Below are 17,083 nucleotides of genomic sequence, written 5' to 3' on the forward strand. Positions count from 1 at the left end.
TGTTCAAGGCATAGATATAAAGCGTTAATCATTTATCTCATAAGATATATTTTAAAAATCTTCATTGATTTGTGTCATCATTATCATTTTAGCAACCATACCGCCATTGGCCGCTGCATCTATAATTTGGCCAGCGAAATTATCTTTCGTTTCTCCTGCAATATAAAAATGCTTAATTGAAGTTTCACCAAATGCATTGACTTCAAATTTTTCATTTTCATCACGCTCTAAACTCAAATTTTTCAAGAAATCAAAATGAGTATCCCATTGCATTTGGCTAAATCCACCTTCAACTTCAACTTTTTCATCATTTGCTAATGTAATATGAGTCAATTGACCATTTTCACCATTTAAATCAGCAATGAAATCGGTATATATATCAATGTTTTTAGCTTTAAGCCATGCTTTATCTTCGGTTGTAACACTTTCACCATTTGTAAAAACGATAAGATCTTTTGAAAAGTTACTTAATAATTTAACCATATGTGCCATCCTCTCAACTGTATAAATGATAGCCAATTTACGGTGACGCATTTCATAGCCATCACACCACGGACAATAAAATATTGATTGTCCATAAAATTCATTGAAACTAGGTATGTCTGGTCCTCGTTCTCTTAAACCTGTTGCGAGTAACACTTGTCTTGCTGTAAATGATTGTCCTGGGGTAAAAACTTCAAATCCGTCATCGTTTTCCTTAATATCTAAAACACGTTCTGCTAAAAATGATACATCTTTGTATTTAGCAATATCTTGTTTTGCTTTTTGTTTGAATTCAGTTGGTGAAATACCATCTTGCGTTAAATAACCATGTGATTCTGATGTCACTCGATTTCGTGGTTTATCCTCATCAATAACCAATGTATGCATCATACCTCTTCCAAAATTCAATGCTGCGCTTAAGCCAGCAGGACCGCCACCAATAACTATGATTTCATAATCCATTTACTCCACTCCTTTATACCTTTTAAAGATTCTTAATATCTATAATTAATTGAATAATATAAGGACTTAGTATTAAGCTAAGTCCTTTAATTTTTTTTGTTCTAAATTATTTATTAAACTACGTTCCGCTTCATCCATGATTTGTTTAATAGAACAACCTTCACCATGGTTAAAACTATCTTCTAGTAAGCTTTGTTTGCCATCAATAGTTACAATAATTTCATATATTGAAACCTCTTGCCATCCATTTTTTAATTGATAGCCGCCTTTAGCACCACTATTTGCTGAAATTATCCCAGCTTTTACAAGTCGTGTTAAAATTTTAGATAAATAAGTAGTAGAAACTTTCAATGCAGCTGCTAAGTCTTGTACTGGTATTCTTTTTGAATCACCGTTACTTTTTATCATAAATAATAAAGCGTGTAATGCATAATCTGTTGCCTTAGAACATTTCATTTGTTTATCAACTTCCTATTATCGATATCATATATCTATAATATCTTATTATGTTTTGTTTTGCAAATATTAATTATAATGTTGGTTAGAATGACATCATAAATGGTTAATTGGGCTCATGTTGATAATGGTTTACAGCGTCAATAATTGCTTGCGTAAAATTAGTCATTAATGGAGACCAATTATCTCGATTTTCCCTATCATAAAGATTATATCTTTTGTTAATAAAGAAATTTTTTCTTAGACGCGCAGTTATTTCTAGCTGAACGCCAGCTTTGTGTTGACAACAATTAACAAAATTATCATCGTGAAGTCCAGAAATATGAGCTGGCGCATCTTTAACGATGATATTAATTTCAGATAAATATTGTTTAATATAATTTATCAGTGCTTGATCTCTTCCACCAATATATACTTCTGGTTTATCACCCATACAACCGTGAACAGAAATCGCATGTCTATTGTCATTGATCATTTGTAAAAGTTTGGGCTCATCGAAATGTCTTGATGTCACATGTAGTTCGTGATTTTTATTGTGGCGTACCCCTTTAAAAGTATAAAAATCATAGTTACCGCGTTCGCTTATAGATTGAGCAAGTTCAGTTGTTCCACGTTCAATCGCCCCACCATGGACTGCCGTAATAATCATTGACTGAGCTGTTTGCCGCGTATGAATTTCCCAATCTTCACCTTCACTTGTATGTAACATAAGTTCAGTCATTGAATTAAATTGGTCTATCATCGTATTCCCTCCAAAGTATAAAGCCCTATTAAGTTTCTATAATACTATAAATCAGAATATGTTATTCCTTCATTTACTAAAAAAGCTGATACTATACGGTGTTGAATGTGTCTCAATCCATCTCCGTATGTAATCAGCTTATATGCTATCATTTAATTATTTTTACTATATTAGTATTATCTATACTTCCAATTTAAACAAATTGTTTTGTTAATTCATTGAATTGCGTTTCATCAATATGAATATCTCTTTTAGCTAATGGCGTATCTTCCATTTCTTCAATTTGAGATTCATATGAAGGTGTTTCAGTATCTTGATATACAATGCCTTTAATTAGCGAATCATACTCTAAAACTTTTTGTGTTGCTTTACTTTTATCTGTAACATCAAAACCTTCTATATCTTCAATGCTTGTAAGGTTTTCTTTAAACCAATCATAAGTATTCACTTTATTATATGTGACACATGGTGAAAAGACGTTCACAAATGAAAAACCGTCGTGGTTAATAGCATCTTCAAGCATTTTTGTAAGTCCTTTTATATCACTTGAGAAACCTTGTGCTACAAATGTTGCCCCAGAAGATAACGCGAGCTCTAATGGTTTAACATTTTGCTCGATATTTCCTTTTGGTGTTGATTTTGTAACAAAACCTGGCGCTGATGAAGGTGATGTTTGACCTTTAGTCAGTCCATAAATTTGGTTATCCATTACAATATATGTCATGTTCATATTTCTACGCAATGCATGAACGGTATGGCCCATACCTATTGCATAACCGTCACCATCTCCTCCGGAAGCAATAACAGTCAAGTCTTTGTTCGCCATTTTCACGCCCTGTGCTAATGGTAATGAACGACCATGTATACCATGTACACCATAAGAATTCACATAGCCAGATAAACGACCTGAACAGCCGATACCAGTAATGATTGCTACTTCTTCAGGTTCCAAGCCAATATTGGCTGCTGCTTTTTGAATCGCTGCTTGGACTGAAAAATCTCCACAACCTGGGCACCAATTGGGCTTAACATTATTTCTAAAATCTTTAAACGTTGCCATTTATACCAGCTCCTTTAAATCTTTGGCAATCTCAAGTCCTTTTGTTTCAATTTCATGTGGCAAGAATGGCGTACCATCGTATTTTGTTTGGTTCACTAATTTATCACCTAATGTAACATTCATTTTCAAGATGCTTGCAAGTTGTCCTTGGTAATTGTGTTCAACTACGACAACTTTTGATGCTTTATCAATGGCTTTTTGTAGTGTTTCTTTAGGAAAAGGATGCAATTGTCTAATTTGTAAATGATTTACTTTTAAGCCTTGCGCTTCTAGTCTATCTTTACCTTCTTGAATTGCGCCCTTAGTAGAAATGAAACCTAAATATAAGATGTCTGCTTCATCATGTTGTTCATCTGCCTCAACTGGGTCTTTAATCAGTAAATGCTCAGTTTTACGCATACGTTTATCCATTTGTTGTTGTCTATTATCAGCCGCTTCACTCGTCTTACCTTCTTCGTTATGCTCTACACCTGTTACATGGTGTATACCGCCTTTAACACCTGGAATCGGTCTAGGTGATACGCCACTTTCAGTCAATGCATAACGTTTGAAATACGCTTTGTCATCTTCTTCTCGTTCTATATCAGATTGGATTGTTTCGCCACGGTTAATTTCTATTTTGTTATAATCTAATTTTTCAACAGTTTGTTTGCCTAATGACAATTGTAAATCACTTAAAATAATCACTGGGCACTGATACATTTCTGCTAAATTAAATGCTTCAATTGTTAGATAAAATGCATCTGCTGCATCTGTAGGTGCAACTACGATTTTAGGGATATCCCCATGTGTACCGTAAATCATCTGCATTAAATCAGATTGTTCTTGCTTGGTAGGCAATCCTGTAGAAGGCCCGCCACGTTGAGTATTAACCACTACAAATGGTGTTTCTGTCATACCGGATAGACCAATCGCTTCCATCATTAATGAAAGTCCAGGTCCAGCACTAGCTGTAAAAGCACGTACGCCAGCATAATTTGATCCAATAGCCATGTTTGCCGCAGCAATTTCATCTTCAGTTTGTACAACTGTGCCGCCTACTTTTGGTAGATTATCAATCATATACTCCATAATTTCTGAAGCAGGCGTAATAGGATATGCTGCCATAAATCTTGATCCAGCTGATAAAGCGCCTAAGCCGATTGAATCATTACCAATCATATATAGATGTGGTGTTCCATCTGTTTCTTCTAAAACAAAGTCACCTTCAACATCATTAAGTTGCTCCATCATTAAACGATAACCTTCATTTAATGCCTCTATATTCATTTCGACAACTTTCTCGCCTTTTCTAGTAAACATATTAGTAATAAGCGTTTCAAAAGCTGAAATATCTAATTTCATTACTGCACATGTAGCACCAATAGCAACCATATTTTTCATTAAGGCAGTGCCTAATTCTTTTGCTGTTGCCGTAAATGGTAAAACTATGAGTTGCGCACGACAACCTTCAGGTTTTTCTGGTTTTGCCTTGCTGTCTGCAATAATAATACTATCTGTTCTCATTTCATGATGGTTAACTTCTATTGTTTCTTGATCAAAAGCGATTAATATATCTAAATCATCACTTATCGCATGTACAGGTGATGTTGAGACTCTTATTTTATTATTCGTATGTCCGCCCATTATTCTACTTGAAAAATGACGATATCCATATAAATAGTATCCTTTACGGTTCATCGCAGTAGCAAAGATTTCCCCCGTTGATTCAATACCTTCACCTTGCTGGCCGCCAACTTTCCATGATACTTGTGATTTCATACCATCTTGCCTCCTAATGGTTATAATAATTCATAATCAATCATATCAAAATAAACCACCCTATTACTATGTAAAGAGTGGTTTATTTTAAAATTCATACTAACGGACGATAATTAAAATGGATGATCATCGTTGATAAGTACGCGTTCAATATGCGTTGCTTTACCATCTTTATTAATATCTATTATAACACCAGACAAGATACTACGTCCTTCATCCGGCACTACATGTCTTTGTGGTAAGCTAGTAATAAAGCGTGTGATAACTTCTCCTCTATTGATTCCAAGTATACCATCGTAAAATCCAGTCATACCTACATCTGTAATATAACCTGTACCACCTGGCAATATTCTTTCATCAGAAGTTTGAATATGTGTATGTGTACCTACTACAGCACTCACTCTATTATCTAAATACCAACCCATTGCATTTTTTTCAGAAGTTGTTTCCGCATGAAAATCTACAAATATATAATCTGTCTCTTTTTGTGCTTCAGCAATTAATTCATCTGCTTTTTTGAATGGATCATCTATGTCTTGCATAAATGCACGACCTTGTAGGTTGATAATCGCCAATTTAAGATCGTTGATTTGAATAATGCGCATACCTACACCTGGCGCTTCATCTGGAAAATTTGCTGGTCGAACCATACGCTTAGCACTTTCTATAAAATCATAAATTTGACGTTGTCCGTATGTATGGTTCCCCATAGTCATGAAATCTACGCCTTCTCTTAATAATTCTTTATATATCTTTTCAGTTAATCCTTTACCATGTGCGGCATTTTCCGCATTTACGATTGTAACTGTAGGACGATGCGTTTGTTTAAGCTTAGGCAAGTACGTGTTAATTGCTTCTCTACCTACTTTACCTACGATATCTCCAATAAATAATATTCTCATTTACTTGTTCATCCTCTCTTAATGCTAGTTTAATGTAAATGATTTACATTGAAAAGGCTCTTTAGTAAATATTCCTTTAATTTTTAAGTTTTATATTTTGTAATGGGGGTATAACTCATTATAGTAATTATTTTAATCCACAATATAGGAGTTGGAAGTAATACATGTCAATTAATATCGATCCACAACATTTTGCTGATCTAGTTGTTACAGCAAACCCATCAAAAAGTGAAGATGCAGAAGATATAGCAAAAGATAGTCTAGAGCTATATATCAATGCTTACCGTTTAGCAGAAAGATATGCAAATATCGCTACAAATTGCTATGACACAGCTGAAATTATCAAAGAAGTTAAAGTTGCAGATTTGGAATTAAACAAATAAACATATAAATTGCTTAGTATAATGAAGTTTACTTCAATATATCGATAAGGAGTCTTTTAACTTTATAGTTAAAGGCTCTTTTTTGTTATTTGAGACTTAGAAGTTCTTTTACTATTTAAATAACATCATAAAACAGTAAATGATACGAATCATCAAAAAACTGCCAACAAGTCCTATGACTTTGTTGGCAGTCTCTAGTTAGACATTTAATGACTAACATTTATTTTGCATATTCAATTGCTCTAGTCTCACGAACAACTGTCACTTTTATATGACCAGGATATTGAAGTTCGTCTTCAATTTGGCTTTTTATATCTCTTGCTAAGCGATGTGATTTTAAGTCGTCGATAGTATCTGGTGATACAATAACTCGAATTTCTCTACCTGCTTGAATTGCAAACGCTTTTTCGACACCATCATAATTTTCAGATAGTGTTTCTAATCTTTCCAATCTTCTAATATAATTTTCTAAAGTCTCTTTACGAGCACCTGGTCTCGCAGCTGATAATGCATCTGCTGCTGCTACCAATATAGAAATAATTGAAGTTGGTTCAACATCACCATGGTGGGAATGAATTGCGTTAATTACTGTTTCATTTTCAGCATATTTTTTTGCTAATTCTACACCTATTTCAACATGGCTACCTTCAACTTCATGATCGATTGCTTTACCAACATCATGAAGTAGACCAGCACGTTTAGCTAATGTAACATCTTCACCTAATTCAGCCGCTAACATACCACTTAAGTGTGCAACTTCGATAGAATGTTTCAATACATTTTGTCCATAGCTTGTACGATATTGTAAACGACCTAAGATTTTAACTAAATCTGGATGCATATTATGCACATTTATTTCAAATGTAGCTTGTTCCCCTGCATCTCGAATAATATCGTCTACTTCTTTACGAGCTTTGTCTACCATATCTTCTATTCGTCCAGGATGGATGCGTCCATCTGAAACAAGATTTACTAATGCAGTTCTTGCAATTTCACGTCTGATTGGGTCAAAACCAGAGAGGATAACCGCTTCTGGCGTATCATCTATAATTAAGTCAATACCCGTTAATGTTTCTAACGTACGGATATTTCTTCCTTCTCTACCAATGATTCGACCTTTCATTTCGTCGTTTGGTAAATTAACAACTGATACTGTAGATTCAGAAGTATGTTCTGCTGCTAATCTTTGAACAGTAGTTGCTAACAATTCTTTTGCATTTTTATCGACTGCTTCTTTTGCTTCTTTCTCTTTTTCCTTAACAAGTATTGCAATATCTTGTGACAATTCATCTTCAACTCTTTGAAGTTGCTCTTGTGCTGCTTCTTCTTGAGAGAGACCAGAGATGCGTTCTAATTCTTGTTCATGCTTATTTATTAATGTTTGAACACTACTCTCTTTTGCATCTACTTGTTGTTGTCGTTCTTCAAGTTTAGACTCTTTTTGCTCTAAAATCTCATCTTTTTTATCTAATAAATCAGATTTTCGCTCTAAGTTTTCTTCTTTTTGCAGAAGTCGAGCTTCTTGCTTTTGAAGATCACCGCGTCTTTCACGCAGTTCGTTTTCACTTTGTTCTTTTAAGATTTGGTTTTCTTCTTTAGCTTCTAGGAGCTTTTCCTTCTTAGTATTCTCTGCTTCTTTATTACCTTGTTCAATAATATCTTCTGCAGTTTGTCTTGCTTGTAATTGCTTTTGATGCAATAGATTACGGGCTACAATGTACCCTACAACAACTCCGAGAATAATACCTAGCAAAATGAGTAGGAGGTCTAATAAACTCACACAAACACCCCCTTTTTATCTAGGATTTTGCTCTGTATATCAATTTCAATATGATTATATCAAGTTATATAAGAATCATACAATGTAATTGTACGGTTTTAAACTAAGAAGTGTCAAGGTTTCTGACACATTAATTCAATATTTGAGTCTCCTCTTTTACACTATTTCCACTATAATTATTGTTGTCACTTATATTATAAAGCTCATATAGCAAAATATTTGTTATATTATATTTTAAAATTCTTATATTGATGTAAAAAAATAAGCGCATATTTTTATATATACGCTTATTTTATAGTAAATATTTAATTAATTTTAGATAACACTATTCATCTTCAAGAAGCGTAGTTTGTTTTTCACTTTCGTCTTCTTTAACATCACCATCGATAATGCCTAGAGCTTCACGCAATCTACGATTAATATCTTCTTTGATTTCAGGGTTTTCTTTCAGATATAATTTAACATTTTCTTTACCTTGTCCCATACGATCTCCATTGTATGAGTACCAAGCACCTGATTTATCTACAATTTCATTTTCAACACCTAAGTCAATAAGTTCTCCTTCTTTAGAGATACCTTTACCATACATCATATCCACTTCTGCAACTCTGAATGGCGGTGCTACTTTATTTTTAACAACTTTAATTTTCGTTCTATTACCAACAATATCTTGGCCTTGTTTTAATTGTTCAGCACGACGTACTTCTAAACGTACAGAACTATAGAATTTCAATGCACGTCCACCCGGTGTTACTTCAGGATTACCGAACATCACGCCTACTTTTTCGCGAATTTGGTTAATAAATACTGCTGTTGTTTTTGATTTAGAAATAGCGCCTGAAAGTTTACGCAATGCTTGTGACATTAAACGCGCTTGTAAACCAACATGTGTATCTCCCATTTCACCTTCAATTTCAGCTTTTGGAGTTAACGCAGCAACGGAGTCAACAACTACGATGTCAACAGCACCACTTCTAACGAATGCTTCGGCAATTTCCAATCCTTGTTCCCCATGGTCAGGTTGAGATAAATATAGATTTTGAATATCTACACCTAAAGCTTCTGCATAAACAGGATCTAACGCATGTTCAGCATCAATAAACGCCGCAATCCCACCATTTTTTTGTACTTCTGCAATAGCATGTAATGCTACTGTAGTTTTACCAGAACTTTCTGGTCCATATATTTCTATAATTCTTCCTTTAGGGTAGCCACCTACACCTAAAGCATTATCCAAAGTAACTGAACCACTTGAAACGCTAGACACTCTTTGGGCTTTATTATCGCCTAATTTCATAACTGCGCCTTTACCAAATGATTTTTCCATATTTTTAATTACTGTATCTAAAGCTTTTTGACGATCGTTATCCAATGTTGGACCTCCTAATTGAGATTAATCTCTGTAAAATATCTTAATCCTACTATACCTTGATTTAAATAATTCTGCAAGCATTTTGCGAATATTTGTTCGCTTATATAGACGGAAGTTACAACGAAAACAGAACACATGTACTATATTTTTAAATTTTTGTAGACTTTAAATGCTTATTTAAACCAATTTAGTAATCGTATTAGTACAAAATTTTGAGTTCTGCTTTTTATTGAATTTCTTCTTTGCGTCATTTTAAAGGACTGAATTCCAAGTCTCTCATTTTCTAAAATGCCTAAATAAATTGTATCCTTATGCTTCATTATTGAAATACCAACTTCTGTTTGATACAAAGCTTTAACGATATTGGCAGAGACAGAAAGTTGAGTTTCAATTGTATCACGTTCATCTATAAATTGTGTATGATGTGGTAACATTCCTTGAAGCAATTGTGATGTATTAAAATTCTGCAGTCTGGAATATAATTCTCCATCTGTAACAGCATCATATATAGCAAATGATTGGCGTATTTGATCCATCAAAGATTGTTCCAGTAATATATCATCAGAACCATAATAATATTCACCAATACGTGATAAAATTTCTGCTTTAATAGGAGCGATGAGTTGCTCGCATTCACGTTGCGTATCTCCATTTGCCGTTAATCTAATATTAACTTCGTGCGTTCCAGCCAATGGCGCAATCGTAGGATTTGTTTGTCCATCTATTAAATCCATTAATACTGTTTCTACTTTAGATTCGCCGATGCCTGCAAAACGCAATAATTCTGAGAATATAGTACTTTCACCATTGAAAAAGAATGGCAAAAGTTCGTTTTTAGCCATAGGTTGCATTTCTCTTGGTGGCCCTGGTAACAATACAATACGTCTTTCATCTTGATCTACTAACATACCTGGCGCCATACCGACTTTATTTTCTAATACATGTGAACCTTCTATAACTAACGCTTGTTGGCGGTTATTTGGAGTCATTTCAATATTCTGTTCTTCGAAGAATTGTTCAATGTAATTCAAAGCATGTTTATCAATTACTAATTCTCGACCTAATACCTTAGCAACCGTATGTTTCGTTAAGTCATCTTTAGTTGGGCCTAAGCCACCTGTTAGTATAACAGTATCATAATGATTAAATGATGCTTTTATGACTCTTTCTAATCGTTCTGGATTATCACCGATTACAGTATGCTCTACCACACTGTGACCTACACCATTTAGCAATTTTGATAAATATTGACCATTGGTATTAGCTATTTGCCCCAACAATAATTCTGAGCCCACCGCAATGATAGATATCTTCACAACTTCTCCTCCTCAACACTAAGTTACATAATTCACTTTAGTCTATACTTTTTACTCACTTAAAAGCGAGCGGAAAAATGTTTTACGATAAACTTAATTATAAATCTTAATTCCTTAAAAAACTAAAGATTAGATTTTTATGTCTTTTTAAAAGCTCCGTAAATCTTAACAAATCAATTTTTATGTTATTTGATAAAATAACATAAAAACAGCCCAAATTTTATCGCTTTGGACTGTTTTGCTATATCATAGTACTTAATTTTATTGATAAGTATGGGAGTAGTAAATGTATTGGAACTAACCTCAATTATTTTGCTTTAAATACATCTCTACCTTTATAGAAGTATTCAATTCCAGATAACACTGTGAAGAATACACCGATGTATAACAGCACTTGTCCTAATTCAAAACCAATCCAAGTTGCTAAAGGATCACCTAGGAGAATCCAAACAATAGCAACCATCGTAACAGCAGTTTTAATCTTACCTAATTGCCCTGCAGCACTTACAAAACCTTGCTCAATTTGTAATAAACGTAATCCTGTTACAGCGAACTCACGTGCAATGATAATAATTGCAACGATTGAATTTGTTAAATCAATTTGCACAAGTGCGATTAAAGCACTTGAAACGAGTAATTTATCAGCTAATGGGTCCAAGAATTTCCCCATATTTGTTACAAGCTCCCATTTTCTTGCTAAATAGCCATCAACAAAATCACTTAACGACGCGATAATAAAAATAACACCACTAATTAATAATTCAATTCTAATTTCATTACCACCGATAAATGAAATGTTGCCAAATCCAAAATCTATCAGTGCAAATAGAAGAAATATTGGAATTAGTATAACTCTAAAAACAGTTATCCAATTCGGTATATTCATAAAAAGTCCTCTTTTCTTTTTTATAACTTAATCGTTGCTATATATTAATCGATTATAATACTAAAACAGCTAAAATCCATAATAGTGCTGAAATGATAATAACAACACTTACTATAACAGCTACTTGCAGCGGCTCTTTATTCTTACTACGATATGTCGGCTTATTTTCTTTAGAAAAAGCTTCAATCGTCTCTTGCATGCTTTCGTCATTATTTGGAATTTCGTCTCTATGTGCTTTAATTAACTGTACAGAATCAATATTAACGGCTTTTGCATATTTTTTAATAAAACCTTCTGCATAATCAACCTTATTTAATGATTCAAAATCGTTATTTTCTATCAAAGTCAAAGTTTGACGTTTTATCTGTGTGCGTGTTTCTAATTCATTTAAAGTCATACCTAAACGTTCTCGACGTCCCTTTAAAGTTTGACCAACTGTGTTCACGATGTTAGTCCTCCTTGATAACTACTCATTTTTTTATTCAAAGAAACCAAAACCGCCACCAAATTCATCGTTACCAAAATCTAAGTTGTTTTTACTTTTAACAGTTTGTTTCTTCATTTCTTCGTAATGAATTTCTTGGTTCTTATTTTCTCTTAATTCAATAATATAATCGAAATCGCTCATCTCATAGTCACTTGTTTCAACAAACAAGTCAGGATGTTCAACCACCTTGATTGAAGGCAAACTCATAACTTCTTTTACTAATTCTTGGTGTTTTACATTAGATTCTCTTGCTGTTACTGCTCCGTCAATGATATAAACATGATTAGTATCGTACTCACCTTTAATTAATGAGCTACGCACTGTTTGTTTGATTAATGTAGAACTGATGAACAACCAACGTTTATGCGCACAGACACTGCCAGCAACAATAGATTCTGTCTTTCCTACCCTAGGCATACCCCTAATTCCTATTAGCTTATGACCTTCTTCTTTAAATAATTCTGCCATAAAATCAACGAGCAAACCTAAGTCTTCTCTTTCAAAACGAAATGTCTTTTTATCATCGGCATCTTGCTCTATGTACCTGCCATGTCTCACTGCCAATCGATCACGAAGTTCAGGTTTACGTAATTTAGTAATAGAAATATCATCAATTTCAGTGACAATATTTTCAAATCTACTTACTTTTTCTAAGTTATCAGACTTAATGAGTAAACCTCTACGACCTTCATCAACACCATTGATTGTTACAATATTGATGCCCATCATACCTAACAAACTAGATACATCGCCCAATAAACCTGATCTGTTCAACGTTATCTCATATTCTAAATACCATTCTTTTTTAGTAGATACTGTCATGAAATAAACACCCCTTAGTTTAAAAACAACGGTTATTTTATAATAGATTGGTGCTCAAGAAACATCTATTAATATCACTTTTTTAAATCCTGTGATTTATTGTATTGTTATTATATCATTGAATGTTTCATAGTTGGCTTATTTTTTTACACAATATTAAAATTTATAAATACCATGCTCCGTTTACTTTTTGTATCGTTCCAGTAATACTCTTAGCTAATGGGTGGCATAAATAACTACATGTATGTGCAATCTCTTCAGGTTCAATCAATCTTTGTTGTGGCAGTTCTTTTGTTATCTCGCTAAGTTCATCTGCTGTCCAAACTTGAGTCATGTTACCACTGACAAACCCGGGTGCGATAGCATTAACCGTGACATTCGTCATAGCTAACTCTTGGCTAAGCGCTTTAACAAAACTAATTTGAGCACCTTTCATAGCTGAATAAACAGTCTCCATGCTGGATCCAGTTTCACCCCATATAGATGAGATAACGATGATTCTACCATTTGTACTTTGTCTTAATTGATCTGCAAAATATCTACTTGTTCTTATAAATTGACGCACATGTATTTGATAACTCGAATCGATCATTTCGTCTGTCATATCCTGTAGTTGTCCATATAAAGCTGAACCACTAGCATAAATTAAACAATCCAAATTTTTTATGAAAGCAAAAGCTTTGTCCAAGTCATTACACTGAGTTAAATCACATTTTACAAATTGTACTGACTTCTGTTCATAGCGTTTTGTTAGAGTTTCTATGTTTGATTTATTATAGTGTACGATGACTTCATACCCATTCGTTAATAAACGATCGACAATTGCAGAACCTATGGTACCAGATCCACCCATGACCAAAGCTTTCATTTTATTTCATCTCCAAACGACTATCTACAACTTGCGTTAGATTTAAACATGTATTTGCTGTTTTGTTCACGCTATCTAAAGTGATACTCTCAACAATGTCTAATAAGTCGAATAAACTTACGCCTTCAAAATAAAGTTTTGTGTATTGGTTAGCAATATACTCTGGTGAATTTAAACCTGAGATAAATTCTCCAATAAATTGTTTTTTTAATAAGTTAAAGGCCTCTGCATCACTTAGTTTACCTTGTGTGTTTTCTAATTCCTCTAATAATAGTGCTTTCAATTTATCAGGGTATTGTGTTGCACTCGTGATAACTGAAAAGCTATAGGTTGGTTCTAAAACAAATTGATAACCAAATGTTTCATCTATTAAATCTTGATTGAGCAACGTTTGATAAAAATCTGTCTCTTCACCAAACACCATTTCATAAAATAGTGTCATTTCTAAATCACGTTTAACATAGGCTTCGTTAGGTTCATTTTTTAAAGTTTCGTTTTTAAAACCAAGCATTAACCTTGGGGATTGAAGTTTCATAGATTCTGTTACATTGAATTCATTAACTTCACTTTTTTCATTTAAAGCATCTCTGACAATTTGTGGTTGATTCACTTTATCTCTTTTATTTTCGTGCTCAGCAATGACTTCATAAATGTGCTCTGCATCTACATCACCTACAACAAATAACACCATGTTCGATGGATGGTAGAATGTTTCGTAACATAGATATAAATCATCTTTAGTTATTTCATAAATGCTTTCAACACTGCCTGCAATATCCACACGAATCGGATGTGTTTCATACATAGCTTTTAATGTATTGAACATTAATTTATAACCAGGTTGTTCTTGATACATTTTAATTTCTTCTTCAATGATTCCTTTTTCTTTATCAACCGTCTCTTTAGTAAAATAAGGCGTTTCTACCATTGTTAATAAGCGTTTGATATTGCGGTCTACATTATCGGTAGCACTGAATAGATAGCTTGTTCGATCGAAGCTCGTAAATGCGTTAACTTGAGCATTGTCTTCTGCAAAAGCAGTAAATAAGTCTTCTTCTTCATTTTCAAATAATTTATGTTCTAAAAAGTGTGCCACGCCATCTGGAACTGTGACATATGTATCACTACCATGTGGTTTAAATTTATTATCTAATGAACCAAATTGTGTTGTATAAGTTACGAAGGTTTTTTGAAATCCTTTTTTCGGAATAATAAATAACTTGAGACCATTATTTAACTCCGCTTCATAAACTTTTTCGTCTATTTGTTTATAATATTTTTCATTCATCAGTCATTACCTCCTTTCGTCAAAATGTAAATCGTATCTAATATTGTTTCTTGTGCTAATTGCTGAATATCTGTTCTAGATACATTTTGTATACCTTCAATAAAACTAGTTTCTGACATATCTTCATCAAGTAATATATTATTATTTAATATTTCAATAATACTTTTCGGTCTATCATGAGATTCTTGACGTTGTGAAATAATCACTTTTTTCGCTAGCTCTAATTTATCGTCATCAAACTCACCATGTTGAAATTTTTCAAATTCAGCTATTATTGTATCTTTAGCTATTTCATATTTATCTGCTGAAACGCCACTAAGTACAAACATAAAACCATTTTTAGCATCCATTTGAGAGTGTATCGAATAAGCTAAACTTTGCTTCTCACGTACTTCATTAAATAATACGGAGGAAGGATCTCCACCAAACATGACATTTAACACGACCATAGCAAAGTATTGTGAATCTCCATATTGTGCTGGGAATTTATATCCCATATTTAGTTTGGCTTGATCCACTATATCTGTTTCAATAATTTCTTGTGGTAAATGATGTGATTTTGGCTTTGGCACTGCATGTGATAATTCAAATTGAAAAGGTTTAAGATCAAAATATGATTGAATTTGTGATTTCACTGCTTGCTCATCTACGTTACCTACTACATAAACCGCGCAGTAGTCATCTTTTAGCATAGATTGATATGTATGATATAAATTTTTAGGTGTTATGCCTGATATGTATTCTACTTGCCCTGACGCTATATGGCGATAAGGTTGGTCTCCAAACATATTTTTCAGTAAGTTTAAAAATGCAATTTGTGATTTATTATCAACTATAGCATCTAATTTTTTTGTTAATAACGATTTTTCTTGTGCAACAAAAGTTTCATCAAATTCACCATCTGTAATTAACGGGTTCCAAATCATTTCTTTTAGTAGATCCAAACCCTTTTCAAATAATGGTGTTTGATCTTTTAAATAACGTTCATTTACGATTTCTAAAGATATTGTAATTACATGCTTGTCTTTGAATTTCGAAATAAAACTGTTAACGTATGCACCATATAATTGTGATAAGTGTTGGTTAAATGCTTTATCCGTTGGCCATTGTTTTGTCGCACGAACGAGTACTTTGCTCAATAGTGAACGTGCTGTCATTGTTTCGCTATCTAATGGCGCCATAAATTTCAATGTGATTGTGGTTGTTTTAAATTTTGTTGTTGGCATTACTTTTATATGCAAGTCATTTTGCTGTTTATCTATCTTCAAATTGTCATGCCTCGCTTTCATAATTTTGTTTTTATATTCTATTTCTAACCGTTTTAAATTTTACTAAACTACTTTTGAAATAATTAAAAGAATAAAGTATTGGATTATCATCATTATCATAATGTATTAATTTCAAAAGCATGAGCCCTTCATGCGGTGATGCATCTAGCACATCTGAGATATGAGGTTCATAACTGATGGCCTCAATTTCTGTATTTGCGTAGGCAACTTTTTTATTAGCATAAGCTTCAATCGCATTTAATAAAGATTCATCACTGTTTTGATACTGGGCACACGTTAAATCATCAGCAGGCACTTTATCTAAGCAATATACTACTGGTTGTCGATCTGCGAGTCTCACACGCTCTATAATGGTCACAGAAGCTTTATCAGGAATGTTTAATCTTAATGCATCCAATGAAGTAGCCGGTTTTTCATCTAAGCTTATAAATTCTGTTCTAGCGTTAAAGCCTTGTTGCTCTATCATTTGACTAATACTTACAAGTTCACCTAAAGGATAGAAGAATGGGTGCAGTGATTTAACACTCGCACCTTCCTCTAAATTATTAGATAATACTTGCTCTGTAATCAATTCATCCACAGCATCGTAAACGTCATCTGTTTTAACATTTAGTGTTCTAGCCACTGCTAAATTACTTGGCAATGGCTCTCCAGGACTCAATTTACCTTCTTTAATTTGTTGAATCATCCACTCTTTAACTTTATACACAGAAGTAAGTTCCATAA

General features: G+C 33.3%; 17 protein-coding genes. 1 reads left to right on the forward strand and 16 read right to left on the reverse strand.

Going from position 1 to position 17,083, the window contains the following annotated elements; all coding sequences use genetic code 11:
• Positions 1 to 51: 51 nt before the first annotated feature.
• From NSR03_RS06110 to NSR03_RS06135, 6 genes are all read right to left on the reverse strand, one after another.
• On the reverse strand, positions 52 to 945 hold the full coding sequence (locus NSR03_RS06110; RefSeq protein WP_021338761.1) for an NAD(P)/FAD-dependent oxidoreductase: 894 nt from the start codon (positions 943 to 945) through the stop codon (positions 52 to 54).
• 72 nt (positions 946 to 1,017) lie between these two features.
• Entirely contained in the window at positions 1,018 to 1,401 is a 384-nt protein-coding gene (locus NSR03_RS06115; RefSeq protein ID WP_046465286.1) for an RrF2 family transcriptional regulator, read from the reverse strand.
• Between the two features lie 106 nt (positions 1,402 to 1,507).
• Positions 1,508 to 2,143, reverse strand: a complete 636-nt coding sequence (locus NSR03_RS06120; protein WP_069802253.1) for a poly-gamma-glutamate hydrolase family protein — start codon at positions 2,141 to 2,143, stop codon at positions 1,508 to 1,510.
• A gap of 193 nt (positions 2,144 to 2,336) precedes the next feature.
• Positions 2,337 to 3,203: a 2-oxoacid:ferredoxin oxidoreductase subunit beta gene (locus tag NSR03_RS06125; RefSeq protein ID WP_021338758.1), complete on the reverse strand. Its 867-nt coding sequence runs from the start codon at positions 3,201 to 3,203 to the stop codon at positions 2,337 to 2,339.
• On the reverse strand, positions 3,204 to 4,964 hold the full coding sequence (locus NSR03_RS06130; RefSeq protein ID WP_069802250.1) for a 2-oxoacid:acceptor oxidoreductase subunit alpha: 1,761 nt from the start codon (positions 4,962 to 4,964) through the stop codon (positions 3,204 to 3,206).
• A 113-nt stretch (positions 4,965 to 5,077) separates the two neighbouring features.
• Complete coding sequence (locus NSR03_RS06135) at positions 5,078 to 5,866, reverse strand: TIGR00282 family metallophosphoesterase (protein ID WP_069802248.1); 789 nt, start codon at positions 5,864 to 5,866, stop codon at positions 5,078 to 5,080.
• Between the two features lie 164 nt (positions 5,867 to 6,030).
• Here NSR03_RS06135 and NSR03_RS06140 point away from each other — a divergent pair, with 164 nt between their 5' ends.
• Entirely contained in the window at positions 6,031 to 6,249 is a 219-nt protein-coding gene (locus NSR03_RS06140) for a hypothetical protein (RefSeq protein WP_002507825.1), read from the forward strand.
• Positions 6,250 to 6,469: 220 nt separating this feature from the next.
• On the opposite strand, the gene rny is transcribed toward NSR03_RS06140, so the two are convergent.
• The 10 genes from rny to NSR03_RS06190 form a co-directional block, all read right to left on the reverse strand.
• Positions 6,470 to 8,029 carry a ribonuclease Y gene (gene rny / locus NSR03_RS06145; protein WP_021338756.1) on the reverse strand — a complete coding sequence of 520 codons (1,560 nt, stop codon included), beginning with the start codon at positions 8,027 to 8,029 and terminating at the stop codon, positions 6,470 to 6,472.
• Positions 8,030 to 8,354: 325 nt separating this feature from the next.
• The gene (gene recA, locus NSR03_RS06150) at positions 8,355 to 9,401 is read right to left on the reverse strand and encodes a recombinase RecA (RefSeq protein ID WP_021338755.1); all 1,047 of its coding nucleotides are present in this window, start codon (positions 9,399 to 9,401) and stop codon (positions 8,355 to 8,357) included.
• Positions 9,402 to 9,574: 173 nt separating this feature from the next.
• Positions 9,575 to 10,717: a CinA family nicotinamide mononucleotide deamidase-related protein gene (locus NSR03_RS06155; protein ID WP_069802246.1), complete on the reverse strand. Its 1,143-nt coding sequence runs from the start codon at positions 10,715 to 10,717 to the stop codon at positions 9,575 to 9,577.
• A 307-nt stretch (positions 10,718 to 11,024) separates the two neighbouring features.
• Entirely contained in the window at positions 11,025 to 11,603 is a 579-nt protein-coding gene (pgsA, locus tag NSR03_RS06160; protein ID WP_002507829.1) for a CDP-diacylglycerol--glycerol-3-phosphate 3-phosphatidyltransferase, read from the reverse strand.
• A 52-nt stretch (positions 11,604 to 11,655) separates the two neighbouring features.
• Positions 11,656 to 12,048: a helix-turn-helix domain-containing protein gene (locus tag NSR03_RS06165; RefSeq protein WP_002507830.1), complete on the reverse strand. Its 393-nt coding sequence runs from the start codon at positions 12,046 to 12,048 to the stop codon at positions 11,656 to 11,658.
• Between the two features lie 33 nt (positions 12,049 to 12,081).
• Positions 12,082 to 12,912 carry a YmfK family protein gene (locus NSR03_RS06170; protein WP_069820804.1) on the reverse strand — a complete coding sequence of 277 codons (831 nt, stop codon included), beginning with the start codon at positions 12,910 to 12,912 and terminating at the stop codon, positions 12,082 to 12,084.
• A 163-nt stretch (positions 12,913 to 13,075) separates the two neighbouring features.
• Complete coding sequence (gene ymfI / locus NSR03_RS06175; RefSeq protein ID WP_069802244.1) at positions 13,076 to 13,780, reverse strand: elongation factor P 5-aminopentanone reductase; 705 nt, start codon at positions 13,778 to 13,780, stop codon at positions 13,076 to 13,078.
• Between the two features lies 1 nt (position 13,781).
• Positions 13,782 to 15,068, reverse strand: a complete 1,287-nt coding sequence (gene yfmH, locus NSR03_RS06180) for an EF-P 5-aminopentanol modification-associated protein YfmH (protein ID WP_069820803.1) — start codon at positions 15,066 to 15,068, stop codon at positions 13,782 to 13,784.
• Complete coding sequence (gene yfmF / locus NSR03_RS06185; protein ID WP_031265898.1) at positions 15,068 to 16,357, reverse strand: EF-P 5-aminopentanol modification-associated protein YfmF; 1,290 nt, start codon at positions 16,355 to 16,357, stop codon at positions 15,068 to 15,070. Before yfmF ends, yfmH begins: the two co-directional genes overlap by 1 nt.
• Positions 16,358 to 16,367: 10 nt before the next feature.
• Positions 16,368 to 17,081 (reverse strand): GntR family transcriptional regulator, encoded by a 714-nt coding sequence (locus NSR03_RS06190; protein ID WP_021338749.1) that lies wholly within the window; start codon positions 17,079 to 17,081, stop codon positions 16,368 to 16,370.
• Positions 17,082 to 17,083 lie beyond the last annotated feature (2 nt).

Source organism: Staphylococcus sp. FSL W8-1207, from assembly GCF_038003745.1.
Lineage (GTDB): Bacteria > Bacillota > Bacilli > Staphylococcales > Staphylococcaceae > Staphylococcus > Staphylococcus equorum.